This window comes from Stutzerimonas sp. CXK-1 (genome assembly GCF_057738225.1).
In genome coordinates this window covers 4,003,556-4,028,085 of sequence record NZ_CM173217.1, presented here as the reverse complement: position 1 = coordinate 4,028,085, position 24,530 = coordinate 4,003,556, and the positions used below count along the sequence as shown (strand labels likewise).

General features: G+C 64.8%; 20 protein-coding genes. 12 read left to right on the top strand and 8 right to left on the bottom strand.

The window, feature by feature from the left end:
* Positions 1-123: 123 nt before the first annotated feature.
* From aguA to AC0KXH_RS19075, 4 genes are all read right to left on the bottom strand, one after another.
* Entirely contained in the window at positions 124-1,224 is a 1,101-nt protein-coding gene (aguA, locus tag AC0KXH_RS19090; protein ID WP_313307519.1) for an agmatine deiminase, read from the bottom strand.
* A 95-nt stretch (positions 1,225-1,319) separates the two neighbouring features.
* The gene (gene aguB, locus AC0KXH_RS19085) at positions 1,320-2,201 is read right to left on the bottom strand and encodes an N-carbamoylputrescine amidase (RefSeq protein ID WP_061338766.1); all 882 of its coding nucleotides are present in this window, start codon (positions 2,199-2,201) and stop codon (positions 1,320-1,322) included.
* Between the two features lie 127 nt (positions 2,202-2,328).
* Positions 2,329-2,958 carry a TetR/AcrR family transcriptional regulator gene (locus AC0KXH_RS19080; RefSeq protein ID WP_043223354.1) on the bottom strand — a complete coding sequence of 210 codons (630 nt, stop codon included), beginning with the start codon at positions 2,956-2,958 and terminating at the stop codon, positions 2,329-2,331.
* Between the two features lie 96 nt (positions 2,959-3,054).
* Complete coding sequence (locus AC0KXH_RS19075) at positions 3,055-4,431, bottom strand: glutamine synthetase family protein (RefSeq protein WP_488223884.1); 1,377 nt, start codon at positions 4,429-4,431, stop codon at positions 3,055-3,057.
* 253 nt (positions 4,432-4,684) lie between these two features.
* On the opposite strand from AC0KXH_RS19075, the gene AC0KXH_RS19070 reads away from it, so the two are divergent.
* From AC0KXH_RS19070 to AC0KXH_RS19035, 8 genes are all read left to right on the top strand, one after another.
* The gene (locus tag AC0KXH_RS19070) at positions 4,685-5,431 is read left to right on the top strand and encodes a gamma-glutamyl-gamma-aminobutyrate hydrolase family protein (RefSeq protein WP_200629513.1); all 747 of its coding nucleotides are present in this window, start codon (positions 4,685-4,687) and stop codon (positions 5,429-5,431) included.
* A 33-nt stretch (positions 5,432-5,464) separates the two neighbouring features.
* Positions 5,465-6,823, top strand: coding sequence for a glutamine synthetase family protein (locus tag AC0KXH_RS19065; RefSeq protein ID WP_041108962.1), 1,359 nt, complete (start codon positions 5,465-5,467; stop codon positions 6,821-6,823).
* Positions 6,824-6,887: 64 nt separating this feature from the next.
* Entirely contained in the window at positions 6,888-8,246 is a 1,359-nt protein-coding gene (locus AC0KXH_RS19060; protein WP_043222674.1) for an aspartate aminotransferase family protein, read from the top strand.
* Positions 8,247-8,463: 217 nt separating this feature from the next.
* Positions 8,464-9,561 (top strand): polyamine ABC transporter substrate-binding protein, encoded by a 1,098-nt coding sequence (locus AC0KXH_RS19055; protein ID WP_041108966.1) that lies wholly within the window; start codon positions 8,464-8,466, stop codon positions 9,559-9,561.
* 195 nt (positions 9,562-9,756) lie between these two features.
* Positions 9,757-10,842 carry a polyamine ABC transporter substrate-binding protein gene (locus tag AC0KXH_RS19050; RefSeq protein WP_041108967.1) on the top strand — a complete coding sequence of 362 codons (1,086 nt, stop codon included), beginning with the start codon at positions 9,757-9,759 and terminating at the stop codon, positions 10,840-10,842.
* A gap of 111 nt (positions 10,843-10,953) precedes the next feature.
* Positions 10,954-12,105: a polyamine ABC transporter ATP-binding protein gene (gene potA / locus AC0KXH_RS19045; protein ID WP_041108969.1), complete on the top strand. Its 1,152-nt coding sequence runs from the start codon at positions 10,954-10,956 to the stop codon at positions 12,103-12,105.
* On the top strand, positions 12,102-13,001 hold the full coding sequence (locus AC0KXH_RS19040) for an ABC transporter permease subunit (RefSeq protein ID WP_041108972.1): 900 nt from the start codon (positions 12,102-12,104) through the stop codon (positions 12,999-13,001). Before potA ends, AC0KXH_RS19040 begins: the two co-directional genes overlap by 4 nt.
* On the top strand, positions 12,998-13,900 hold the full coding sequence (locus AC0KXH_RS19035; RefSeq protein ID WP_041108974.1) for an ABC transporter permease subunit: 903 nt from the start codon (positions 12,998-13,000) through the stop codon (positions 13,898-13,900). The genes AC0KXH_RS19040 and AC0KXH_RS19035 overlap by 4 nt, the downstream gene beginning before the upstream one ends.
* A gap of 36 nt (positions 13,901-13,936) precedes the next feature.
* On the opposite strand, the gene AC0KXH_RS19030 is transcribed toward AC0KXH_RS19035, so the two are convergent.
* Entirely contained in the window at positions 13,937-14,506 is a 570-nt protein-coding gene (locus tag AC0KXH_RS19030; protein ID WP_041108975.1) for a DUF6436 domain-containing protein, read from the bottom strand.
* A 107-nt stretch (positions 14,507-14,613) separates the two neighbouring features.
* Here AC0KXH_RS19030 and bipL point away from each other — a divergent pair, with 107 nt between their 5' ends.
* The 3 genes from bipL to AC0KXH_RS19015 all read left to right on the top strand — a co-directional run bounded on the left by bipL (position 14,614) and on the right by AC0KXH_RS19015 (position 18,566).
* Positions 14,614-15,552: a phospholipase BipL gene (bipL, locus tag AC0KXH_RS19025; RefSeq protein WP_488223883.1), complete on the top strand. Its 939-nt coding sequence runs from the start codon at positions 14,614-14,616 to the stop codon at positions 15,550-15,552.
* A gap of 96 nt (positions 15,553-15,648) precedes the next feature.
* Positions 15,649-17,799 carry an adenosylcobalamin-dependent ribonucleoside-diphosphate reductase gene (locus AC0KXH_RS19020; protein ID WP_488223882.1) on the top strand — a complete coding sequence of 717 codons (2,151 nt, stop codon included), beginning with the start codon at positions 15,649-15,651 and terminating at the stop codon, positions 17,797-17,799.
* A gap of 68 nt (positions 17,800-17,867) precedes the next feature.
* A complete protein-coding gene (locus AC0KXH_RS19015; protein WP_041108982.1) occupies positions 17,868-18,566 on the top strand; it encodes a TSCPD domain-containing protein in 699 nt (232 codons plus the stop codon).
* Between the two features lie 123 nt (positions 18,567-18,689).
* Here AC0KXH_RS19015 and ppnN read toward each other — a convergent pair whose 3' ends face one another.
* The 3 genes from ppnN to AC0KXH_RS19000 all read right to left on the bottom strand — a co-directional run bounded on the left by ppnN (position 18,690) and on the right by AC0KXH_RS19000 (position 21,502).
* Positions 18,690-20,063, bottom strand: coding sequence for a nucleotide 5'-monophosphate nucleosidase PpnN (gene ppnN / locus AC0KXH_RS19010; protein WP_200290383.1), 1,374 nt, complete (start codon positions 20,061-20,063; stop codon positions 18,690-18,692).
* Positions 20,064-20,239: 176 nt separating this feature from the next.
* Positions 20,240-21,193, bottom strand: coding sequence for a homoserine kinase (locus AC0KXH_RS19005; protein WP_041108986.1), 954 nt, complete (start codon positions 21,191-21,193; stop codon positions 20,240-20,242).
* A 27-nt stretch (positions 21,194-21,220) separates the two neighbouring features.
* Positions 21,221-21,502, bottom strand: coding sequence for a DUF2782 domain-containing protein (locus AC0KXH_RS19000; protein WP_041108988.1), 282 nt, complete (start codon positions 21,500-21,502; stop codon positions 21,221-21,223).
* Between the two features lie 75 nt (positions 21,503-21,577).
* On the opposite strand from AC0KXH_RS19000, the gene polA reads away from it, so the two are divergent.
* Complete coding sequence (gene polA / locus AC0KXH_RS18995; protein WP_488223881.1) at positions 21,578-24,322, top strand: DNA polymerase I; 2,745 nt, start codon at positions 21,578-21,580, stop codon at positions 24,320-24,322.
* The last annotated feature ends 208 nt before the right edge of the window (positions 24,323-24,530 follow it).

Below are 24,530 nucleotides of genomic sequence, written 5' to 3'. Positions count from 1 at the left end.
CGGCAATGGGCGCCGACGGCCGTTGCGATGCAGCGCGGACGCTGGGCAATCCGTTCGCCGTGCTCGCCGGCTTGCCAAGGGCCGCTCCCTGTCACCGATGCGACGTGGCGGCCCGTCCGGCGTTCAGGCGGGGCGTGGCTGCTGCTGGGTGATGCAGTGGATATTGCCGCCGCCGAGCAGGATCTCCCGCCCTGGCACCATCACCACCGCACGCTCGGGAAAGACCCGGCGCAGGATGGCTTCGGCTTCGCCATCGCGAGGGTCGCCGAAGGCCGGCGCGATGATGCCGCCATTGACGATGAGGAAGTTGACGTAGCTGCCGGCCAGGCGGATGGCGGGATCGCGCAGTTGGCTGCCATCGAGCGCCACGACGCCGGCGCATTCCTCGGCCGTGGCGTGCAGCGGGCCGGGAATCGGCATGCGATGTACCTTCAACGCGCGGCCGCGTGCGTCACGGGCCGCATCCAGCCGCCGCAGCGCCTCGTGACAGCGTTCGTAGTTCGGGTCGTCCGGGTCGTCGGTCCAGGCCAGCAACACTTCGCCGGGGCGCACAAAGCAGCAGAAGTTGTCGACATGGCCGTCGGTTTCGTCGTTGTACAGCCCCCACGGCAGCCAGATCACCTTTTCGATACCCAGATGCTCGGTGAGCACCGTCTCGATCTCTTCGCGCGACAGATGCGGATTGCGGTTGCGGTTGAGCAGGCATTCCTCGGTGGTGATCAGCGTGCCTTCGCCGTCGACGTGAATCGATCCGCCCTCGAGCACGAAACCCTCGGTGCGATAGCGGTCGCAGTGTTCGATCTCGAGAATCTTGCGTGCCACTTCGTCGTCGCGCTGCCAGTCGGCATAGAGCCCGCCGTCTTCACCGCCCCAGGCGTTGAAGGTCCAGTCGACGCCACGCAGGCCGCGCTGGCCGTCGATGACGAAGGTAGGCCCCGTGTCTCGCACCCAGGCGTCGTCGGTGGTCAGCTCCACCACGCGAATGCGCGGGTCGTCCAGCGCCGCACGGGCGGCGAGGTACTGTTCGGCGCTGGCGCAGACGGTCACCGGCTCGAACTGCGCGATAGCCCTGGCGACCGCTGCGAACGCAGCCTGTGCCGGCGCGCCGTTGTCGCGCCAGTTGTCCGGGCGCTGCGGCCAGACCATCCAGGTCTGGCTGTGCGGCGCCCATTCGGCAGGCATGTGGTAGCCGTCTTGGCGAGGCGTGGAGCTGAGGGTGGTCATGGCTGAGGTCCTGGTAGGGTGGAAAACGGCCGCAGGCCTTTTCCACCACGTGGCGTCCCAGGTGGAAAACGCTGCGCGGTTTTCCACCCCTGCGTTCAGGCCGACGGCGCTTGGCCGTCGAGCGTCCGGATCGGGCCGTACAGGTTCGGCCGGCGGTCGCGGAACACGCCCCAGGCGCTGCGGATGTGCTCGAGCTTGTCGAGGTCGAAGCTGTGCACCAGCACCCCTTCGCTGGTTTCGTCCAGCTCCTCGACCTTGGCGCCGAACTGGTCGGCGATGAACGAGGAGCCGTAGAAGGTGATGTCGTAACCGTCCTGCTCTTCGGTACCGATGCGGTTGCTGGCGATCAGTGGCATCAGGTTGGCCCCGGCATGCCCCTGCTGAACGCGCTGCCAGTGGTCGCGCGAGGTGATGCTCGGATCGTGCGGCTCGCTGCCGATGGCGGTCGGGTAGAACAGCAGCTCGGCGCCCATCAGCGCCATGCTGCGCGCCGTCTCGGGGAACCACTGGTCCCAGCAGATGGCGACGCCGATCTTCGCGTAACGGGTGTTCCAGACCTTGAACCCGGTGTCGCCGGGGTTGAAGTAGTACTTCTCATGATAGCCCGGCCCGTCCGGAATGTGGCTTTTACGGTAGACGCCCAGCAACGAGCCGTCGGCATCGATGATGGCGATGGAATTGAAACGTGCCCGCCCGGACAGCTCGAAGAAGCTCACCGGCAGGACGACCTGCAGCTCGGCGGCAAGCTTCTGAAAATGCTGGATCGCCGGGTTCTGCTCCACCGGCGTCGCCAGCTGCAGGTACTCCGGGTTGGGCTTCTGGCAGAAATACGGGGTTTCGAACAGCTCCTGGATCAGGATGATCTGCGCGCCCTTGCCGGCGGCCTCGCGCACCAGCTTTTCGGCGTTGGCAATGTTCGCCTGGCGATCCCAGGAACAGGCCATCTGGGTGGCGGCGACGGTGACGTTACGGGTCATGGCAATACCTCGCGGGTGCGGAAGGGCGCTGAGATGAGCGCACTCTAGTCGATGTTTATCGGCCTGAAAACCAGTAAATCTCGATACAGCTGCTTGCGATGGTTAGATTTGTCGATATTTATCGGCATTAATTCGGCGCGGCAGGCAGAAACGGCGGCAGATAAAGCCCGAGATAGGCGTCGAATACCCGCATGCCTTCCTCGGCCATGCGCTCGGTAATCCGTCCGTACTGCTGGATTGAACGCGCATAGACGCGGTCGCCCAGCTCCAGCGCCAGGCTGAACACGTCGGGTTCATCCGGCAGCGGGGGCAGCACGAACCGCTGTTCAAAGAGGACTCGCATGGCCTTGCCGAGTTCGATGTCGTGGGACAGGTCGGCCCGGGTCACCTCGGCCAGCCCATGCTGCGCGAGGATCAGCTGGCGAGCGGCAGGGTCCTGCGCGTAGATCGCCAGCATGCGCAACTCGATCACCCTCGAAAGCTCCTGCCAGCGCGTCAGCGGGCCTTCGATCGGCTGAGCCAGGCAATCGCGAAACGCCGCATGCACCTGGCCGATCAAGGCTTCGAGCAGTTGCGCGACGCCGGGGAAGAAGTGATACACGGAGGACGGCGGCAAACCGGCGCGTTCGGCGACGCTGTAGATCGACAGGCCGGCAACGCCCTGCTCGGCCAGCAGTGCGCGCGAGGCGGCAAGAATGCTGTCGATGCGCGCCTGGCTGCTGGCGCGGGGGCGGCGGGTGGTGGCGGGACGGGCCATGACGAACTCGCTGGACGGGGCCGTCATTGGAAGCCAGCCAGCCGCTCCGATGCAACCGGCACCGGCAGGCGCCGGTGCCATGGCGTGCTGTCGGCTTCAGACGGTGTGCAGGTACCAGTTGTATTCGAGATCGGAAATCGAATGTTCGAACTCGGCCAGCTCGCTTTCCTTGCAGGCGACAAAGATGTCGATGTAGTCGGGGCTGATGTAGCGAGCCATGATCTCGCTGTCATCCAGCTGGCGCAGGGCATCGCGCAGGTTCGTCGGCAGGCTCTGCTCGACCTGCTCATAGGAATTGCCCTCCACCGGGTCGTCCGGCTCGATGCGGTTGGACAGGCCGTGATGGATGCCAGCCAGGACCGCGGCGAGCATCAGGTAGGGGTTGGCGTCCGAGCCGGCAACACGGTGCTCGATGCGCACCGCATCGGAGCTGTCGGTAGGCACGCGCAGTGCCACGGTGCGGTTGTCCAGGCCCCAACATGGCGCGTTGGGCACGTAGAACTGGGCGCCGAAACGGCGATAGGAATTGACGTTCGGGCAGAGAAAGGCCATCGAGGCGGCCATGGTCTCCTGCAGCCCGCCGATCGCGTGGCGCAGCGGCTGGCTTTCCAGCGGGTTGTCGGTGGCGAAGATGTTGTTGCCGTGCTTGTCCAGCAGCGAGATGTGCACATGCAGGCCGTTGCCGGCCTGGCCCGGATAGGGCTTGGCCATGAAGGTGGTGTCCATCTCGTGGTCGTAGGCGATGTTCTTGATCAGCCGCTTGAGCAGCACTGCGTAGTCGCAGGCCTTCACCGGGTCGGCCACGTGGTGCAGGTTGACCTCGAATTGCGCCGGAGCGCTTTCCTTGACGATCGCGTCGGCCGGAATGCCCTGCTCCTTGGCGCCTTCCAGGATGTCCTGCAGGCAGTCGACGTACTCGTCGAGATCGTCGATCAGATAGACCTGGGTCGAGTGCGGCCGCTTGCCGGAAATCGGCGAGCGCGGCGGCTGCGGACGGCCATTCACGTTTTCCTGGTCGATCAGGTAGAACTCGATCTCGAAGGCGGCGCAGATGGTCAGCTCCAGTTCGGCGAAGCGCGCCACCACGCGGCGCAGCACCTCGCGCGGATCGGCGAAGAACGGTTCGCCGTCACGTTCGTGCATCGACATCAGCAGCTGTGCGGTGGGCCGCTTCTGCCAGGGTTCCTTCGACAGGGTATTGGGGATTGGGAAACAGCAGCGATCCGAATCGCCGATGTCCATACCCAGCCCGGTGCTTTCGACGGTGATGCCATTGATGTCCAGCGCGAACAGCGAGGCGGGCAGGTTGATGCCTTTCTCGTAGACCTTGTGCAGGCTGCCGCGCTCGATGCGCTTGCCGCGCACGACCCCGTTCATGTCCGTGATCAGGAGGTCGACATAGAGCACCTCCGGATGTTCCTTGAGAAATGCGTTAGCTTCGTTGAGCTGAACGGCACGTGGCGGGGGGAGCATGATGGCGTACCTTATTGTTAAAAATTTCAATCACCGGGTGCATGGCTAGGAGTCAATCCGAAAGGCCATAGGCTGTCAATAGCGCCCATGTAATGCCCCATTTATGCGCTGCGTGGGCGTTTATGGGGCGTTTGCGCAGCTTTTCCGGCGCTTGCAACCCAGCAGGCGCCTGGCCGCCTGGCCGGCTATTGTCTATAAAAATGAACAAGACTACTCTCCAACGGCGCTTCCTACTTTTTAGCAAGAGTTTCCGATGCCTCGCATGCCCCTGATCGGCGTTTCCGCTTGCACCCGTCAACTCGGTCATCACGGTTTCCATATTGCAGGCGACAAATACCTGCGCGCCGCGGCGATCGCCGGGATGCCCCTGATCATTCCGGCGCTGGACGAGCTGATCGACCAGGCTACCCTGCTTGAACGTTTCGACGGCTTCCTGTTCACCGGTTCGCCATCGAACGTCGAGCCGCACCACTACAGCGGCCCTGCCAGCGAGGCCGGCACGCATCACGATCCGTCGCGCGACAGCCTGACGCTGCCGCTGATCCGCGCGGCGGTCGATGCGGGCATTCCGGTGTTCGGCATCTGCCGCGGCTTCCAGGAAATGAATGTCGCCTTTGGCGGCAGCCTGCACCAGAAGGTGCACGAAGTCGGGCCCTATCAAGACCATCGCGAGCGCCCCGACGATCCGCTGGAAGTACAGTATGGGTTGAGTCACCCGCTGCACGTGCAGCCGGGCGGCCTGCTCGAGCGCCTCGGCCTGCCGGCACAGATTCAGGTCAACTCCGTTCACGGCCAGGGGGTGGAGCGGCTGGGCACCGGCCTGCGTATCGAGGCGCTGGCCCCGGACGGGCTGATCGAGGCCTTTTCCGTCGAAGGCGCACGCAGCTTCGCCCTTGGCGTGCAATGGCATCCGGAATGGCAGGTGCAGCAGAACCCGCATTACCTGGCGCTGTTCAAAGGCTTCGCCGAAGCCTGTCGGGCACGCGCCGAGCGGCGCTGAGGCGGCGGCGCAACTTCATCAACCGAGGTCATCATGACTATCAAGCTCGACCAGCTCACCGGCTGGCTGAAAGAACGCAAGATCACCGAAGTCGAGTGCCTGATCAGCGATTTGACCGGCATCGCCCGCGGCAAGATCTCGCCGACCAACAAGTTTCTTGGCGAAAAGGGCATGCGCCTGCCCGAGAGCGTGCTGCTGCAGACCGTGACCGGCGATTACGTCGAGGACGAGATCTACTACGAGCTGCTCGACCCGGCCGACATCGACATGTTCTGCCGGCCGGACCCGAACGCCGTGTTTCTCGTGCCCTGGGCAATCGAACCGACCGCCCAGGTCATTCACGACACCTACGACAAGATGGGCAACCCCATCGAGCTGTCGCCGCGCAACATTCTCAAGCGCGTGTTGAAGATGTACGCCGACAAGGGCTGGCAGCCCATCGTCGCGCCGGAAATGGAGTTCTACCTGACCAAGCGCTGCGAGGACCCGGACCTGCCATTCCAGCCGCCGATCGGCCGCTCCGGGCGCCAGGAAACCGGCCGGCAGTCCTTTTCCATCGATGCGGCCAACGAGTTCGACCCGCTGTTCGAGGACATGTACGACTGGTGCGAAGCCCAGGGGTTGGACCTGGACACGTTGATTCACGAAGAAGGCACCGCGCAGATGGAGATCAACTTCCGTCACGGCGAGGCGCTGCATCTGGCCGACCAGATCCTCGTGTTCAAGCGCACCATGCGCGAGGCGGCGCTCAAGCACAACGTCGCGGCAACCTTCATGGCCAAGCCGATGACCGGCGAGCCGGGCAGCGCGATGCATCTGCACCAGAGCGTGGTGGACCTGGAAACCGGGCGCAACATCTTCTCCAACCCGGACGGCTCGATGAGCCAGCTGTTCCTGAACCACGTCGGCGGGCTGCAGAAGTACATTCCCGAATTGCTGCCGATGTTCGCGCCGAACGTCAATTCGTTCCGCCGTTTCCTGCCCGACACCTCGGCGCCGGTGAACGTCGAATGGGGTGAGGAGAACCGCACCGTGGGCCTGCGCGTACCGGATTCCGACCCGCAGAACCGACGTGTCGAGAATCGCCTGGCCGGCGCCGACGCCAACCCCTACCTGGCCATTGCCGCCAGCCTGTTGTGCGGCTTCATCGGCATGGTCGAGGAGCTCAACCCCAGCCCGCAGGTTCGCGGCCGCGGCTACGAGCGTCGCAACCTGCGCCTGCCGCTGACGCTGGAGACCGCACTCGAGCGCATGGAGAACTGCCGCGAACTGCGCAAGTACCTGAGCCCGAAGTTCATCACCGGTTACATCGCGGTCAAGCGCGCCGAACAGGAGAACTACCACCGGGTGATCAGCTCCTGGGAGCGGGAGTTCCTGATGCTCTCGGTGTAGGGCAACGATGCGCAGACCAGGCGCTGGCGCACCGACAACACACTTACTGGCAACGAGGTGACTGATGAGCGATTCGCAAACCCTGCACTGGCAAGCGCTGAGCCGGGACCATCACCTGCCGCCGTTCACTGACTACAAGGCGCTCAACGCCAAGGGCGCGCGAGTGATCACTCGCGCCTCGGGCGTTCACCTGTGGGACAGCGAAGGTCACCGCATCCTCGATGCCATGGCTGGGCTCTGGTGCGTGAACGTCGGTTACGGCCGCGAAGAGCTGGTCGAAGCCGCAGCCCGGCAGATGCGCGAGCTGCCGTACTACAACCTGTTCTTTCAGACCGCTCATCCGCCGGCGTTGGCGCTGGCACGCGCCATTGCCGAAATCGCCCCGCCCGGCATGCAACATGTGTTCTTCACCGGCTCGGGCTCCGAAGCCAACGACACCGTGCTGCGCATGGTGCGCCATTACTGGGCAACCAAGGGCAAGCCGGAGAAAAAGGTGGTCATCGGCCGCTGGAATGGCTATCACGGCTCGACCGTCGCCGGCGCCAGCCTCGGCGGAATGAAGGCGATGCACGGCCAGGGCGACTTCCCGATTCCCGGTATCGAGCATATCGACCAGCCCTACTGGTACGGCGAAGGCGGCGACATGGAGCCGGAGGAATTCGGCATTCGCATCGCCGATCAGCTGGAGCAGAAGATTCTCGAGGTCGGCGAGGACAAGGTCGCCGCGTTCATCGCCGAGCCGATCCAGGGCGCCGGGGGCGTGATCATCCCGCCAGACAGCTACTGGCCGCGGATCAAGGAAATCCTCGCGCGCCACGAGATCCTGCTGATCGCCGACGAGGTGATCTGTGGCTTCGGGCGCACCGGCGAGTGGTTCGGCAGCGACTACTACGGCCTCGAGCCGGACCTGATGCCGATCGCCAAGGGGCTCACCTCGGGCTACATCCCCATGGGCGGCGTCATCGTGCGCGACGAAGTGGTGCGCACCCTCAACGAGGGCGGCGAGTTCTACCACGGCTTCACTTATTCGGGCCATCCGGTCGCCGCGGCGGTGGCGCTGGAAAACATCCGCATCCTGCGCGAAGAAAAGATCATCGAGCGGGTGAAGGCCCATACGGCACCTTATTTGCAGTCTCGCTGGCAGGAGCTGGCCGAACACCCACTGGTGGGCCAGGCACGTGGCGTCGGCATGCTCGGTGCGCTGGAACTGGTGAAGAACAAGAAGACCCGCGAACGCTTTGCCGACCCCGGCGTAGGCATGCTCTGCCGCGAGCATTGCTTCCGCAACGGGCTGGTGATGCGGGCGGTGGGCGACACCATGATCATCTCGCCGCCGTTGGTGATCGGCGAAGAGGAGATCGACGAGCTGATCGGCAAGGTCCGGCTATGTCTGGACGCGACGGCACGCGACGCGCTGGGTTGATGACTCCGGTCGGGGCCTGCCGGATGCAGGGGCGAAGTCGGCCGTTCGGGCTGTTGAAAAAACGCCCTCGACCTTGCCAGACTGCGCCCGTGCTGACGGCCAGACTTACCGCGGGGTGCGTCGATGCCGGCACACCCTGAACCGCCAGGCCGCCATTGTCTGTGTGGCCTGCTCCAACTGCCCCGATACGAACGATGACAAAACAGGAGCTGCACGGATGAAACCCTTCGCCAAGACCCTACTCGCCCTGTCGCTGGCCGGCGTTTTCGCCGGGGCTGCGCAGGCCGAAGACGAGGTGCTGCACGTCTACAACTGGTCGGACTACATCGCCGAAGACACGCTGGACAACTTCACCAAGGAAACCGGCATCAAGGTCGTCTACGACGTCTTCGACAGCAATGAAGTGCTGGAGGCCAAGCTGCTCGCCGGCGGTTCGGGCTATGACGTGGTGGTGCCCTCCAACCCCTTCCTGGCCAAGCAGATCAAGGCTGGCGTGTTCCAGAAGCTCGACAAGTCCAAGCTGCCGAACTGGGACAACCTCAACAAGGACCTGCTCAAGGCGCTGGAGCCGAGCGATCCGGGCAACCAGTACTCGGTGCCCTACATGTGGGGCACCATCGGCATCGGCTACAACGTCGAGAAGGTCAAGGCCGCGCTCGGCGAGAACGCTCCGGTCGATTCCTGGGACCTGGTGTTCAAGCCCGAGAATATCGAGAAGCTCAAGTCCTGCGGCGTGTCGTTCCTCGATTCGCCGACCGAGATCCTGCCGGCCGCCCTGCACTACCTCGGTTATGCCCCTGACAGCGGCAAGCCTGCCGAGCTGAAGAAGGCGGAAGAGCTGTTCATGCAGATCCGTCCGAACGTGGCCTATTTCCACTCTTCCAAGTACATCTCGGACCTGGCCAACGGCAACATCTGCGTGGCGATCGGCTATTCCGGCGATATCTACCAGGCCAAGGCGCGTGCCGAAGAGGCCAACAACGGCGTGACCGTCAGCTACAAGATTCCCAAGGAGGGCGCCGGTAGCTTCTTCGACATGCTGGCCATTCCGGCTGACGCGAAGAACGTCGACAACGCCCACGTCTTCCTCAATTACTTGATGAAGCCGGAGGTGATGGCCTCGATCACCAACTACGTGCAGTTCCCCAACGGCAACGCCGCTGCCACCCCGCTGGTGGATGAAGCGATCCGCACCGACCCGGGCGTCTACCCGAGCCAGGAAGTGCTGCAGAAGCTCTACACCTTCCCGGATCTGGACGCCAAGACGCAGCGCACCATGACCCGCAGCTGGACCAAGATCAAGTCCGGGCGTTGAGCGTCGGCACGCGGCGGCCGGGCCTGTCGGGCCGGTCGCTCGCGTGTCGCATACGGGGTGCTGCAATGGCCGCACCCCGTGTTTGAATCGAAACGAATTTGTTGTGCCAACTGTTGATTTTCAGAGGTTTTTACAATAAACAGCCGGCCTTTCCCCACGGGGCAACGCACGGCCTGTAACGAAGAGGACCTTCCCATGCGCTCGACCCTCAAGTCGCTGATCACTGCCGTCGCGTTGGCCGGAGCCGCCAGCGCCCAGGCTGCCACCGTACATATCTACAACTGGTCGGATTACATCGGCGAAAACACCCTCGAGGCATTCGAGAAGGAGACTGGCATCCAGCCCGTCTACGACGTCTTCGATTCCAACGAAACCCTCGAGGGCAAGCTGCTCGCCGGGCGCAGCGGCTACGACGTGGTGGTGCCCACCAACCATTTCCTCGGCAAGCAGATCCGTGCCGGCGCATTCCAGAAACTGGACAAGTCCAAGCTGAGCAACTGGGACAACCTCGACCCGGCGCTGCTCAAACAGCTCGAACGCAACGACCCGGGCAATGCCTATGGCGTGCCCTACCTGTGGGGCACCAACGGCATCGGCTACAACGTCGAGAAGGTCAAGGCTGCGCTGGGCGTGGACAAGATCGATTCCTGGGCGATGGTCTTCGAGCCGGAAAACATCAAGAAGCTCTCCAGCTGCGGTGTCGCTTTTCTCGACTCCGCCGATGAGATGATCCCGGCCATGCTCAACTACCTGGGGCTGGACCCGAACAGCGAGAATCCGGCCGATTACCGCAAGGCCGAAGCCAAGCTGATGGAAGTGCGGCCCTACGTACGCTATTTCCATTCGTCCAAGTACATTTCCGATCTCGCCAATGGCAATATCTGCGTCGCCGCCGGTTACTCCGGCGACGTGTTCCAGGCCGCCGCACGCGCCGAGGAAGCCGGCAAGGGCATCGAAATCGCCTATTCGATTCCCAAGGAAGGCGGCAACCTCTGGTTCGACATGCTCGCCATTCCCGCCGACTCCGGCAACGTCGAGCAGGCCCATGCCTTCATCAACTACCTGTTGCGCCCCGAGGTGATTGCCGCGGTGAGCGACTATGTCGGCTATGCCAACCCCAACCTCAAGGCGGGGGAGTTGATGGACCAGGAGGTGCGCCAGGACCCGTCGGTCTACCCGCCGCAGGACGTGCTCGACCGTCTCTACGTGTCAGCCGAGCTGCCGCCGAAGATCCAGCGGCTGATGACGCGTAGCTGGACCAAGGTCAAGTCCGGCCAGTAAGCGCAGTCAAGGCCAGGCGCGTGCCCGTGGTTCACGGGCATCTGCCATGTCACCCAACCCAACGCATCGCCCGGCAGCGCCGGGGCAAACCTTCAATTCGGGAGTTCGCGCATGGCCGTTGCCTCCAGCGCCTACAAGAAAGCCCTCACCGGCGAGAGCAAGAACAAGCAGGTGCTGCTGAAGATCGACCGCGTCACGAAGAAATTCGACGAAACGGTGGCGGTCGATGATGTTTCGCTGAGCATCCATCAGGGCGAGATCTTCGCCCTGCTCGGCGGCTCCGGCTCGGGCAAGTCGACGTTGCTGCGCATGCTCGCCGGGTTCGAGCGGCCGAGCGAGGGACGCATCTTCCTCGATGGCCAGGACATCACCGACCTGCCGCCCTACGAGCGGCCGATCAACATGATGTTCCAGTCCTACGCGCTGTTTCCGCACATGACGGTGGAGCAGAACATCGCCTTTGGCCTCAAGCAGGACAGGTTGGCGAAGGAAGAGATCACCGCGCGCGTCAACGAAATGCTCTCGCTGGTGCAGATGACCCAGTACGCCAAGCGCAAGCCGCACCAGCTCTCCGGTGGCCAGCGCCAGCGCGTGGCGCTGGCCCGTTCGCTGGCGAAAAGGCCCAAGCTGCTGCTGCTCGATGAACCGATGGGCGCTCTGGACAAGAAGCTGCGCTCGCAGATGCAGCTCGAGCTGGTGCAGATCATCGAGCGCGTCGGCGTGACCTGCGTGATGGTCACCCACGACCAGGAAGAGGCCATGACCATGGCCGAGCGCATCGCCATCATGAGCCACGGCTGGATCGCCCAGGTCGGCAGCCCGATGGACATCTACGAAACCCCGGCCAGCCGGCTGGTGTGCGAGTTCATCGGTAACGTCAACCTGTTCGACGGCGAGCTCGTGGAAGATCTCGAAGACCATGCGGTAATCGCCTGCCCGCAGCTGGAACGGCCAATCTATGTCGGCCATGGCATCAGTACCCGCGCCCAGGACAAGCGTGTGACCTACGCCCTGCGCCCGGAAAAACTGCTGATGAGCCTGGAAAAACCCGAGCTGGAGCTCGAGGACTACAACTGGGTCGAAGGCGTGGTGCACGACATCGCCTATCTCGGCGGCCACTCGGTGTATTACATCAAGCTGGAGTCCGGGATGCTGCTGCAGGCCTTTGTCGCCAACGCCGAGCGGCACGTGAAGTGGCCGACCTGGGAAGAGCGGGTCTACCTGCACTGGCTGAGCGACAGCGGCGTGGTACTGCAGGCATGAAGCGCCGGCCCGTGCTGAACAACGGTCGCCGACTGGTCATCGGCGTGCCGTTCCTCTGGCTGTTTCTGTTCTTCCTGCTGCCGTTCGCCATCGTCCTGAAGATCAGCTTCTCGCAGGCCGACGTGGCGATTCCGCCCTACACGGAAGTCTTCAGCTACGCCGATCAGCAGCTGCAGGTGCTGATCAACCTGGGCAACTACATCTTCCTCGGCGAGGACGAGCTCTATCTGGCGGCCTACCTGGGCTCGCTGAAGATCGCCTTCTTCAGCACCCTGCTGTGCCTGTTGATCGGCTATCCGATGGCCTATGCCATCGCCCGGTCGCGCAAGGATCTGCAGACGGTGTTCCTGCTGCTGATCATGATGCCGACCTGGACCGCGATCCTGATCCGCGTCTATGCCTGGATGGGCATCCTCAGCAGCAACGGGCTGCTCAACGGGCTGCTGCTGGACCTCGGCCTGATCGACGCGCCGTTGCAGATCCTCAATACCGACATCGCCGTGTACATCGGCGTGGTCTATTCGTATCTGCCGTTCATGGTGCTGCCGCTGTACGCCAACCTGGTCAAGCACGACCCGAGCCTGCTGGAGGCCGCCGCCGACCTCGGTGCGCACAACCTGGCGAGTTTCTGGAAGATCACCGTGCCGCTGTCAAAGAACGGCATCATTGCCGGCTGCATGCTGGTGTTCATCCCGGTGGTGGGCGAATTCGTCATTCCCGAGCTGCTCGGCGGGCCGGAGACACTGATGATCGGCAAGGTGCTCTGGCAGGAATTCTTCAACAACCGTGACTGGCCGGTAGCCGCGGCGCTGGCGGTGGTGATGCTGGCGATCCTGCTGATCCCCATCATCCTGTTCAACCGCAACCAGGCGCGCGAGCTGGAGGGCAAGCTATGAAACGCTGGAGCTTCTCCAACCTGATCCTGGCGCTCGGCCTGGTGTTCATCTACCTGCCGATGGTCATCCTGGTCATCTACTCGTTCAACGATTCGCGCCTGGTGACCGTCTGGGGCGGCTGGTCGGTGAAGTGGTACCTGGGCCTGCTGGACAATACGCAGCTGATGAGCGCCGTGATGCGTTCGCTGGAGGTGGCGTTCTACACCGCCGTCGCCGCGGTCGCGCTAGGCACCATGGCGGCCTTCGTGCTCACCCGTATCCCGGTGTTCCGCGGCCGTACGCTGTTCGGCGGGCTGGTCACCGCGCCGCTGGTGATGCCCGAAGTGATCACTGGTCTGTCGCTGCTGCTGCTGTTCGTCGCCATGGCCCAGCTGGTCGGCTGGCCGGCGCAGCGCGGACTGGTGACGATCTGGATCGCCCACACCACGTTCTGCTCGGCCTATGTCGCGGTGGTAGTGATGGCGCGTCTGCGCGAGCTGGACCTGTCCATAGAGGAAGCAGCGATGGACCTCGGCGCGCGGCCGTGGAAGGTGTTCTTCCTGATCACCATGCCGATGATCGCGCCCTCGCTCGCTGCTGGCGGCATGCTCTCCTTCGCCCTGTCGCTGGACGACCTGGTACTTGCCAGCTTCGTCTCCGGCCCCGGTTCGACGACGCTGCCGATGGAAATCTTCTCCGCGGTGCGCCTGGGCGTGAAGCCGGAAATCAACGCGGTGGCCAGCCTGATCCTGCTCGTCGTGTCGCTAGCGACCTTCCTGGCCTGGTACTTCGGCCGACGCGCGGACAAGCGCCGTGCACGCGCCATGCAGCAGGCCCAGGACGAAGGCAACAGCGCGCCCAGCTGGCGCCAGGTGATCGACAGCCGCAAGACCATGGTGCCGCCCTCGGCGCACAGCTGATGGCGCGACAGGGCACTCGGCTGCCCTGTTGCGTTTCTAGCGCTGCCAGTCGCAGAAGCAGGCGACCGCCAGGGAATGGGTGGCGCGCACCCGGCGGCCGGCCAGGACCGCTTCGAGGATGGGTTCGACGAAGCTGTTGTCCGAACTGCACACCGCGCCTTCGCTGTAGGGGCCGATATAGACGAGTTCGCCCTGCTGATCCCAGATCCCCACGGCAGGGCTCGCCGGCAGCTGGTCGGCGCCGACCAGGCCTTCGAGCGGCTTCAGCGCAGCCAGGGGCCCAGGCAGGCGCCCGTGGCTGCCTGGCTTGCGTACCTCATAGAACGCCACGGGCTGCCCGGCGAAGCGCTCGAGCAATTGCTGCAGGTGCTGCTGGTTGCCGACGTTGCATGGACAGCCCGGGTCCCAGAAATGCACGAAACGCACCGGCCCGGGGCCAGCCAGCGACGCTGGCAGGCGCAGCGCATCGCCGGAGAACAGTTCGGCGCGCTCGCCCTCGAAGGTGCGCAGGTAACGCGCCTCGAACCACCAGAACGCGAGCAGCATGGCGCCCCCCCAGGCGAGGGTGATCAGCACGGCGAGAAGATACTTGTGACGCTTGGTCATGATGCAGCCCGTAGATGGGGGCGCCAGCTTGCCATGCGTCGTGGCAGAGCGGAATATCCCCGGCAGCGGCCCGGCCGCCTCTGTCCTATCGATGTCGATGCACGCCCATGTCCTCGCGTATCCAACCCGAACGGCTGCGACAGCAGCTGCCTCCGCTCGGCGAAGCCGGCGACCTTGGCAGCGAAGCCCTTCACTACCAGCGTTTCTACGGCCTCGACCTGGCCCGCCCCGGAGCGATTCACAGCCGCCTCGGGCGCTTCCGTGTGCACGATTACGAGATCGTCGCGCAGGCCTGGTGGCCGCGCGAGCCGCACGCAACGCTGCTGGTGTTGCATGGCTACTACGATCACATGGGGCTGTACCGGCATGTGGTGCGCTGGGGCCTGGAGATGGGCTTCGCGGTACTGGCCTGCGACTTGCCGGGGCATGGCCTGTCCAGCGGGCCGCCGGCGGCGATCAACGAATTCGAGGAATACCAGGCGGTGCTGTTCGGCCTCTTCGAGCAGGCGCGCCGACTGGATCTGCCGCGACCCTGGCACCTGCTCGGCCAGAGCACCGGCGGCGCCATCGCCCTCGACCATCTGCTGCACCAGCCGACAGCGGCCGAGCTCGGCGAGACCATCCTGCTTGCGCCGCTGGTGCGCCCGCGCGCCTGGCTGCGTTCGCGGCTGAGCTACCAGTTGCTGCGGCCGTTCGTGCGGCAGATTCGCCGGACCTTTACCGACAATTCCGGCGATGCCGACTTTCTGCGTTTCGTACAGACCCGCGACCCGTTGCAGGCGGACATTCTGCCGGCTCGCTGGGTCGGCGCGCTGGCACGCTGGATACCGCGGATCGAGGGCGCCGAGCGCAGCTCCCAGAGCCCGATCATCGTGCAGGGCGAGGCCGACATGACGGTGGACTGGCAACACAACCTGCCGGTCTTGCAAGCCAAGTTCACCGAACCGGAAATCCTCTTGCTGCCCGAGGCCAGGCACCATCTGGTCAACGAATCGGACGCGCTGCGCCAGCGCTATTTCGACTTCCTGCGCGAACGGTTGCGGTAGCCGTCGCTTCCTTGATCTGAGGTGGTGCACCTCCAGGCGAATTCGCCTAAATTGCTCGCTTTATTTTTCTCTCATCGGCACGAGGATGCTAAGCCCATGGCGAAGACGGACGGGACCATCGCGGCAGACAGCAAAACCACCGCCGGCATCGCCTTGCAGCCGGCTTCCGAGGACATCTGGACGCAGAAATACCGCCTGACCAGCAAGGACGGCACGCCGATCGACGACAGCGTCGACGCCACCTGGCAGCGCGTCGCCCGCGCCCTGGCCGACGTCGAGCCGGCCGAGCAGCGCGAACACTGGTACGAGCGCTTCCTCTGGGCATTGCGCCACGGCGCCATTCCCGCCGGGCGGATCATCTCCAACGCCGGCGCGCAGGACTACAAGCCGGCGACCTCGACCATCAACTGCACCGTGTCGGGCACCATCACCGACTCGATGGACGACATCCTCGGCAAGGTCCACGAGGCCGGGCTGACGCTCAAGGCCGGCTGCGGCATCGGCTACGAGTTCAGCACCCTGCGCCCGCGCGGTTCCTTCGTTTCAGGCGCCGGCGCGCACACCAGCGGCCCGCTGTCGTTCATGGATATCTTCGACAAGATGTGCTTCACCGTGAGCTCGGCCGGTGGCCGCCGCGGCGCGCAGATGGGCACCTTCGACGTCTGCCACCCGGACGTGCGCGAATTCATCCGCGCCAAGCGCGAGGACGGTCGCCTGCGCCAGTTCAACCTGAGCCTGCTGATCACCGACGAATTCATGCAGGCCGTGGAAGCCGATGGCGAGTGGCCGCTGATCTTCCCGGTGCACGCCAAGGAAGCCGACGAGCTGGACCTGGCCGACGACAGCCAGGTGATCTGGCGCGAATGGCCGGTGCATGACGGCTACCTGGTGCGCGACGACGGCCTGGTCGCCTGCAAGGTCTACGGCCGGGCCAAGGCGCGGCACCTGTGGGACATGATCATGGTCTCCACCTACGACTACGCCGAGCCGGGCTTCATCCTCATCGACCGCGTCAACCAGCTGAACAACAACTGGTGGTGCGAGGCGATCCGCGCGACCAACCCCTGCGGCGAGCAGCCGCTGCCGCCCTACGGTTCCTGCCTGCTCGGCTCGGTCAACCTGACCAAGTTCGTCATCGACCCGTTCGGTAACGAGGCGCGCTTCGACTGGGACAAGTACCGCGAGGTGGTGCGCATCTTCACCCGCATGCTGGACAACGTGGTCGAGATCAATGGCCTGCCGCTCGAGCAGCAGCGCCATGAGATCCTCACCAAGCGCCGCCATGGCATGGGCTTCCTCGGCCTCGGCTCGACCCTGACCCTGCTCAAGCTGCGCTACGGCAGCCCCGAGGCCTGCGTATTCACAGATGAGGTGTCGCGCGAGATGGCCCTGGTCGGCTGGGAGCAGGCCCTCGAGCTGTCGAAGGAAAAAGGCCCGGCGCCGTTGCTGACCGAGACCTTCGAGGTCACCGCCGAGATGTTGCGCAAGCGTCCGGAGATGGCCAAGGATGGGTACAAGGTCGGCGACCGGGTGCCCGGTCGCGTATTGCACGCCAAATATTCGCGCTACATGCAAAAGGTCGCCGAGTTCGCCCCCGACCTGATCGAGGCGCTGGCCGAGCAGGGCGCGCGCTTCACCCATCACAGCTCCATCGCGCCGACCGGCACCATCAGCCTGAGCCTGGCCAACAATGCCTCCAACGGCATCGAGCCGAGTTTCGCCCATCAGTACGCGCGCAACGTGATCCGCCCGGGGCGCAAGGCCAAGGAAAAGGTCGAGGTGTTCAGCTACGAACTGCTGGCCTACCGCACGCTGATCAACCCCAACGCCACGCCGGGCGCCAGCGAGCCCGGGCAGAAGCTCCCGGAGTACTTCGTCACCGCCGACGACATCACCCCGACCCAGCACGTCGACATCCAGGCCGCGGCGCAGAAGTGGGTGGACTCTTCCATCTCCAAGACCGCCAACGTGCCGACCGACTACCCGTTCGAGGCGTTCAAGGACATCTACCGCTATGCCTGGCGCCAGGGCCTGAAGGGCTGCACCACCTTCCGCTTCAACCCGGCCGCCTTCCAGGGCGTGCTGGTCAAGGAAGCCGACCTGGAGAAGACCAAGTACCGCTTCGTGCTCGAGGACGGCAGCGTGGTCGAGCTCCGGGGCAACGAGGAAGTGGAGTACGACGGCGAGGTGAATACCGCCGCCAACCTGTTCGACGCCCTCAAGGAAGGCTACTACGGCAAGTACTGACGCCGTGCCGGCCTGACCGTTACCGTTTTTGCGCCGGGCGCATGCCGCCCGGCTGGAGAGAGATAGCAATGACCGTCAAGATCACCCAGCGCATCAAGGGCTTCAAGGTCGTCGACGAGACCGTCGAGCGCCCGGCGGCGGCCGCCACCGACGGCAAGACCACCAAGGTCACCGTGGTGGAGATGGACGAAAGCCTGCAGCGCCCGGAAACCCTCATCGGCATGACCTACAAGATCAAGTCGCCGCTGTTCGAGCACGCCCTGTACGTGACCATCAACGACATCGTGCTCAACGCCGGCACGCCGCACGAGCAGCGCCGGCCGTTCGAGATCTTCATCAATTCGAAGAACATGGACCACTTCCAGTGGATCGTCGCGCTCACCCGGATCATGTCCGCGGTGTTCCGCAAGGGTGGCGACTGCACCTTCCTGGTCGAAGAGCTCAAGGCCGTGTTCGACCCGCGCGGTGGCTACCTGAAGAAGGGCGGCATCTACATGCCCTCGATCGTCGCCGAGATCGGCGCGGTGCTGGAGCGCCATCTGATCGCCATCGGCATGCTCGAGGGCCAGGCGCTGGACGAGGCGCAGCTCAAGTACCTGGCCGAGAAGCGTGCCGCCTACGAGGCCAGTCAGGGCGCAGTGGCGGTCGAGCCGGGCGACGGCTTCCCCGCTGGCGCGCAGCTGTGCGGCAAGTGCAACACCCAGGCGGTGGTGCAGATGGATGGCTGCGCCACTTGCCTGAACTGCGGCCATTCGAAGTGCGGCTGAGCATCTGCTAGCTGACCGAAACGAAAAGGCCCGGGGCTTGTGCTCCGGGCCTTTTGCTTTACCTGTCGCCGAGGAGGCGAGAGGTGGAAACGACGTGACGAGCGTCCGGCGCCCGTCGCGGCTTCAGCTCACCACGCGGTAGCAAGGCTCGTAGGGCACGCCGCCGGGCAGCTTCATGCGGTGCTGCTCGACGAAGGCCTGCAGCAGCTGGTCCAGCGGCTGCATGATCTGCGCATCGCCATGGATCTCGTAGCGGCCGTACTGCTCGATGCGGCGGATGCCCTTGTCCTTGACGTTGCCCGCGACGATGCCGGAGAACGCCCGACGCAGATTGGCCGCCAGCTCGTGCGGCGGCAGATCGCGGCGCAGCTGCAGGCCTGCCATCGCTTCGTGGGTCGGATCGAAGGGGCGCTGGAAGCCTTCCTCGATCTTGAGCAACCAGTTGAAGTGAAACGCGTCATTGCGCTCGCGGCGGAAGCGGCGCACGGCGGTCAGGCCATCGACCATCTGCCGGGCGACCTCGGCCGGATCGTCGATAACGATCTGATAACGCGCCTGGGCCTGCTCGCCGAGCGTGGCGCCGACGAACGCGTGCAGTTGCTGCAGGTAGGCCGCGGCACTGCGCGGGCCGGTGAGCACCACCGGGAACGGCAGTTCGGCATTGGCCGGATGCAACAGGATGCCGAGCAGGTAGAGAAATTCTTCCGCCGTGCCGACACCGCCGGGAAAGATGATGATGCCGTGACCGACGCGGACGAAGGCCTCCAGGCGTTTCTCGATGTCCGGCAGGATCACCAGCTCGTTGACGATCGGGTTCGGCGCCTCGGCGGCGATGATGCCCGGCTCGGTCAGGCCCAGGTAGCGGCTGCCGACCAGGCGCTGCTTGGCATGGCCGATGGTGGCGCCCTTCATCGGCCCTTTCATCACGCCTGGGCCGCAGCCGGTGCAGACGTCCAGCTTGCGCAGGCCCAGCTCGTGGCCGACGCGCTTGCTGTACTTGTACTCCTCGGTGCTGATCGAGTGGCCGCCCCAGCACACCACCATGTTCGGCTCGACGCCTGGGCGCAGCGTGCGCGCGTTGCGCAGCAGGTGAAAGACGTAGTCGGTGATGCCCTGGGAGCTCTCCAGGTCGATGCGCATGCTGCCCAGTTCGCTCTCGGTGTAGACGATGTCGCGCAGCGCGCTGAACAGCATTTCGCGGGTGCTGGCGATCATCTCGCCGTCGACGAAGGCGTCGGCCGGTGCGTTGAACAGCTCCAGGCGCACGCCGCGGTCCTGCTGCAGGATCTGCACCTCGAAGTCAGCGTAGGCCTCGAGGATGGTCTTGGCGTTGTCGATGCGCGTGCCGGTGTTGAGGATCGCCAGCGCGCACTGGCGGAACAGCTCGTGGGCGCGGCCGGAGCCGATCTCGGAGAGCTGCTGGACTTCGCGTTGGGAGAGGGTTTCCAGGCTGCCACGGGGGTTGACCGAGGCGTTGATGACATGGCGTTGGGTCATGCGGGATTCCATGTGAAACGATGCCGCCGCGTCTGCGTCCGTGCATCGGGAAAGAGGATGGCGTACGGCTTTGACCGGGGCGGGCGGGGATCGGTTGCGTCGGATGCAACCGCGGATAGCATCAGCTTAACCTGTTGCCCAGGCGCTCAGGCAAGCTCACCAAAAGGCGCAGAACGTCAGAAAGCGAAAGGCAGCGGGCAATCCGGTTGCTGTCGCGCGGCCAGCAGCCGGCAAAACTCGTCGGGGTCCTTGACCTGTACCTCGGCCTGGCCGGCGAACTGCTGCTGGGCAATCAGTCGCGACAGCCAGAAGCGCAGGCAGGCCACACGGAGCATGGTCGGCCACAGCTCGGCCTCGGCCGGGGTGAAGCGCCGCAGGCTCGAATAGGCGGCAAGCAGCGGCTCGACGCGCTGGTGATCGAGCTCGCCGTTGGGGTGCGAGCACCAGTCGTTCACGGCGATCGCCAGGTCGTAGAGCATCGGCCCCGAGCAGGCGTTGTAGAAATCGATCACACCGCTGAGGTGGTTGCCCTCGAACAGCACGTTGTCGCGGAACAGGTCGGCGTGCAGGTCGGCACGCGGCAGGGCGAGCAAGCGGGGCCGACGTTCGGCGATCTCGGCCAGCGCCTCGCGCAGCAGCTCGAGCTGGTTGTCGGGCAGGCCGAGCGCCAGGCTCGGTCCCTGCTCCTGCATCCAGTCCAGGCCGCGATCGCTGGGCCGCTCGAGGGTCTGCTCGCCGGTCGCCAGATGCAGGCGGGCCAGAAAGCGGCCGACCTCGGCGCAATGGTGCGGGTTGGGCGCCGCCACGTGGTGGCCCGGCAGGCGTGGCTGCAGCAACGCCGGCTTTTCTGCCAGTTCGCCGAGCGGCTCGCCGTCTTCGCTGCGGATGGCGTAGGGAACCGGCAGCCCGGCGCGGTGCAGCACGTCGAGCAACTCGATCATGAATGGCAGCGCCTCGCCCGGGCCGCGCTCGACGAGGGTCAGTACGTACTCGCCGCGTTCGAGGCTGACGAAGAAGTTGCTGTTTTCGGTGCCCGAGGCGATGCCCTGGAATTCGTGCAGCCGGCCCAGCCCGTAGGGCGCGAGGAAGGCTTCGAGTTCATCGCGGCGCAGCGGGGTGAAGACGGACATGACGGCGTTCCTCCTGTGGAGCGGGGTTTACCAGCTGAAGATCTTCCACGACGGAATCAGCATGTCCGGCTGGTCGGAGCGCACGAAATTGCCCTCGTTGCCATCGGCGCGTACCAGGAAATAGGGCTTGCCATGCTTGGGCGTGATCTTGATGGCGTAGAGAAAGCCGTTGACGCGGTACTCCTCGACGGTGCGGTCCTCTTCCTGACGAATGGTCACTTCCGGCTCGCCCTCGGGCTGCTGGGCGAACGATGCGAGGGGCACACAGGCCAGCAGGCCGGCCAGCATCAGGTGTTTGAAAGCGCGCATGGTAACCTTGTCCCTTTGTCGTCAGATGGTCCGTGCATTCTAGCCCCGGGCCCGCCGAAAAGGTTGATTCGCCTCATGAGCCAAGCGCCCCTCGTCCTGGTGGACGGTTCGTCCTACCTCTACCGCGCCTTCCACGCACTGCCGCCGCTGACCACTTCCACGGGCAAGCCCACCGGGGCGGTGAAGGGTGTGCTGAACATGCTCCTGGCGCTGCGCAAGCAGTATCCGGACAGCCCGTTCGCGGTGGTCTTCGACGCCAAGGGCAAGACCTTCCGCGACGAGCTGTTCGAGCATTACAAGTCGCACCGCCCGCCGATGCCCGACGACCTGCGCGTGCAGATCGAACCGCTGCACGCCGCCGTGCGCGCCCTCGGCCTGCCGTTGCTGAACGTCGAGGGCGTCGAGGCCGACGACGTGATCGGCACCCTGGCCCGGCAGTGCGCGGCGCTCGGCCGCGACGTGGTGATCTCCACCGGCGACAAGGACATGGCGCAGCTGGTCTGCCCGCATGTCACGCTGGTCAACACCATGAGCGGCAGCGTCTACGACGTCGAGGGCGTGAAGGCCAAATTCGGCGTAGGCCCGGAGCTGATCATCGATTTCCTCGCGCTGATGGGTGACAAGGTCGACAACATTCCCGGGGTCCCGGGTGTTGGCGAGAAGACCGCCTGTGGCCTGCTCAATGGCATCGACGGCGGCCTCAAGGGCCTGTACGAGAACCTCGACCAGGTCGCCGGCCTGCCGATCCGCGGCGCCAAGTCGCTGGCGGCCAAGCTCGAGGAGCACCGTGACGCGGCCTTCCTTTCCTATGAGCTGGCGACCATCAAGCTCGACGTGCCGCTGGAGGTGGAGGTCGCCAACCTGATGCCCGAGCCGCCGCATCGCGAGGCGTTGATTGCGCTCTACCGCGAACTCGAGTTCAAGCAGTGGCTCGACGAACTGCTGCGCGAGGCCAAGGCCGCCGGCGAAGATTGCGCGGTGCAGCCCGACGGCTGCTCGGTGCAGGCCGAGGCCGAATACGAGACGATTCTCGAGCAGGCTGATTTCGAGCGCTGGCTCGAGCGGCTGAAGACGGCCGAGTGCTTCGCCTTCGACACCGAGACCACCAGCCTCGACGCCCAGCGCGCCGAACTGGTCGGCGTCTCCTTTGCCGTCGAGCCGGGCAAGGCCGCCTACGTGCCGCTGTGCCACAGCTACATGGGCGTGCCGCAGCAGCTTGACCGCGATGCCGTGCTCGCCGCGCTCAAACCGCTGCTCGAGGACGAGACCCGGGCGAAGATCTGCCAGCACGGCAAGTACGACATGAACGTGCTGATGCACTACGGCGTCGAGCTGCGCGGCCTGGCTTTCGACACCATGCTCGAATCCTACGTGCTCGACGCCACCGCGACCCGCCACGACATGGACAGCCTAGCGCTCAAGTACCTTGGCCGCGGCACCATCCGCTTCGAAGACATCGCCGGCAAGGGTGCCAAGCAGCTGACCTTCGACCAGATCGCCATCGAGCAGGCCGGCCCCTACGCCGCCGAGGATGCCGACGTCACCCTGCGCCTGCACCAGACCCTGCTCGGCAAGCTGGAGCAGACGCCTTCGCTGCTGTCGGTGCTGCGCGACATCGAGATGCCGCTGGTGCCGGTGCTGGCGCGCATCGAGCGCAACGGCGCTTTGGTCGATGCCCAACTGCTCGGCCAGCAGAGCGTCGAGCTCGGCGAGAAGATGATCGAGCTCGAGCGCCAGGCCTTCGATATCGCCGGCGAGGAATTCAACCTCGGCTCGCCCAAGCAGCTCTGCTCCATCCTCTACGACAAGCTCGGCTGCCCGGTGATTTCCAAGACCGCCAGCGGCCAGCCGTCCACTGCCGAGGGCGTGCTCGCCGAACTGGCCGAGCAGGATTACCCGCTGCCGAAGGTGATCATGCAGCACCGTTCCCTGAGCAAGCTCAAGGGCACCTACACCGACAAGCTGCCGCAGCAGATCAACCCGCGCACCGGGCGCATCCACACCAGCTACCACCAGGCGGTCACCGCCACCGGCCGGCTGTCTTCCTCGGACCCGAACCTGCAGAACATCCCGATCCGCACCGCCGAAGGGCGGCGCATCCGCCAGGCCTTCGTCGCGCCCAAGGGCTACAGGCTGCTAGCCGCGGACTATTCGCAGATCGAGCTGCGCATCATGGCCCATCTGGCGCAGGATGCCGGGCTGCTGCATGCCTTCCAGAACGACCTGGACGTGCACCGCGCCACCGCTGCGGAAGTCTTTGGCGTCGCGCTTGAAGACGTCAGTGGCGACCAGCGGCGCAGCGCCAAGGCGATCAACTTCGGCCTGATCTACGGCATGAGCGCCTTTGGCCTGGCCAAGCAGATCGGCGTCGGCCGCAAGGAGGCGCAGGACTACATCGACCGCTACTTCGCGCGGTATCCCGGCGTACTCGACTACATGGAGCGCACCCGCGCCCAGGCCGCCGAGCAGGGCTTCGTCGAGACGCTGTTCGGCCGTCGCCTGTACCTGCCGGAAATTCACTCGAAGAACGGCGCGATGCGCAAGGCCGCCGAGCGCACCGCGATCAACGCACCGATGCAGGGCACCGCGGCGGACATCATCAAGCGCGCGATGATTGCGGTGGACGCCTGGCTGCAGGCCTCGAACCTGGATGCGCGGATCATCCTGCAGGTGCACGACGAACTGGTGCTAGAGGTCCGCGAGGATCAGGTCGAGACGCTGCGCGAGCGCATCTGCCCGTTGATGAGCGAGGCGGCGAGACTGGACGTGCCGCTGCTGGTGGAAGCGGGCGTTGGCGCCAACTGGGATGAGGCGCACTGACCGCGTACTGCCGTAAAGCGTCGCTAGCGGACATTTTTTCCGCGCCGGTTGAACTTTACGCAACGCGCGTCGGTCAGAGCTTGCGAAGGGTGTGAAAGCTCTTCGATGCTCCTTGTTGTGTTAAGTGTTGGCAGATCTCTGGACCCCGCCCTAGCGGTCCGGATTCGACCTCGAACTTCCCCCTCCCCCAATGAAGTTCGAGGTTTTT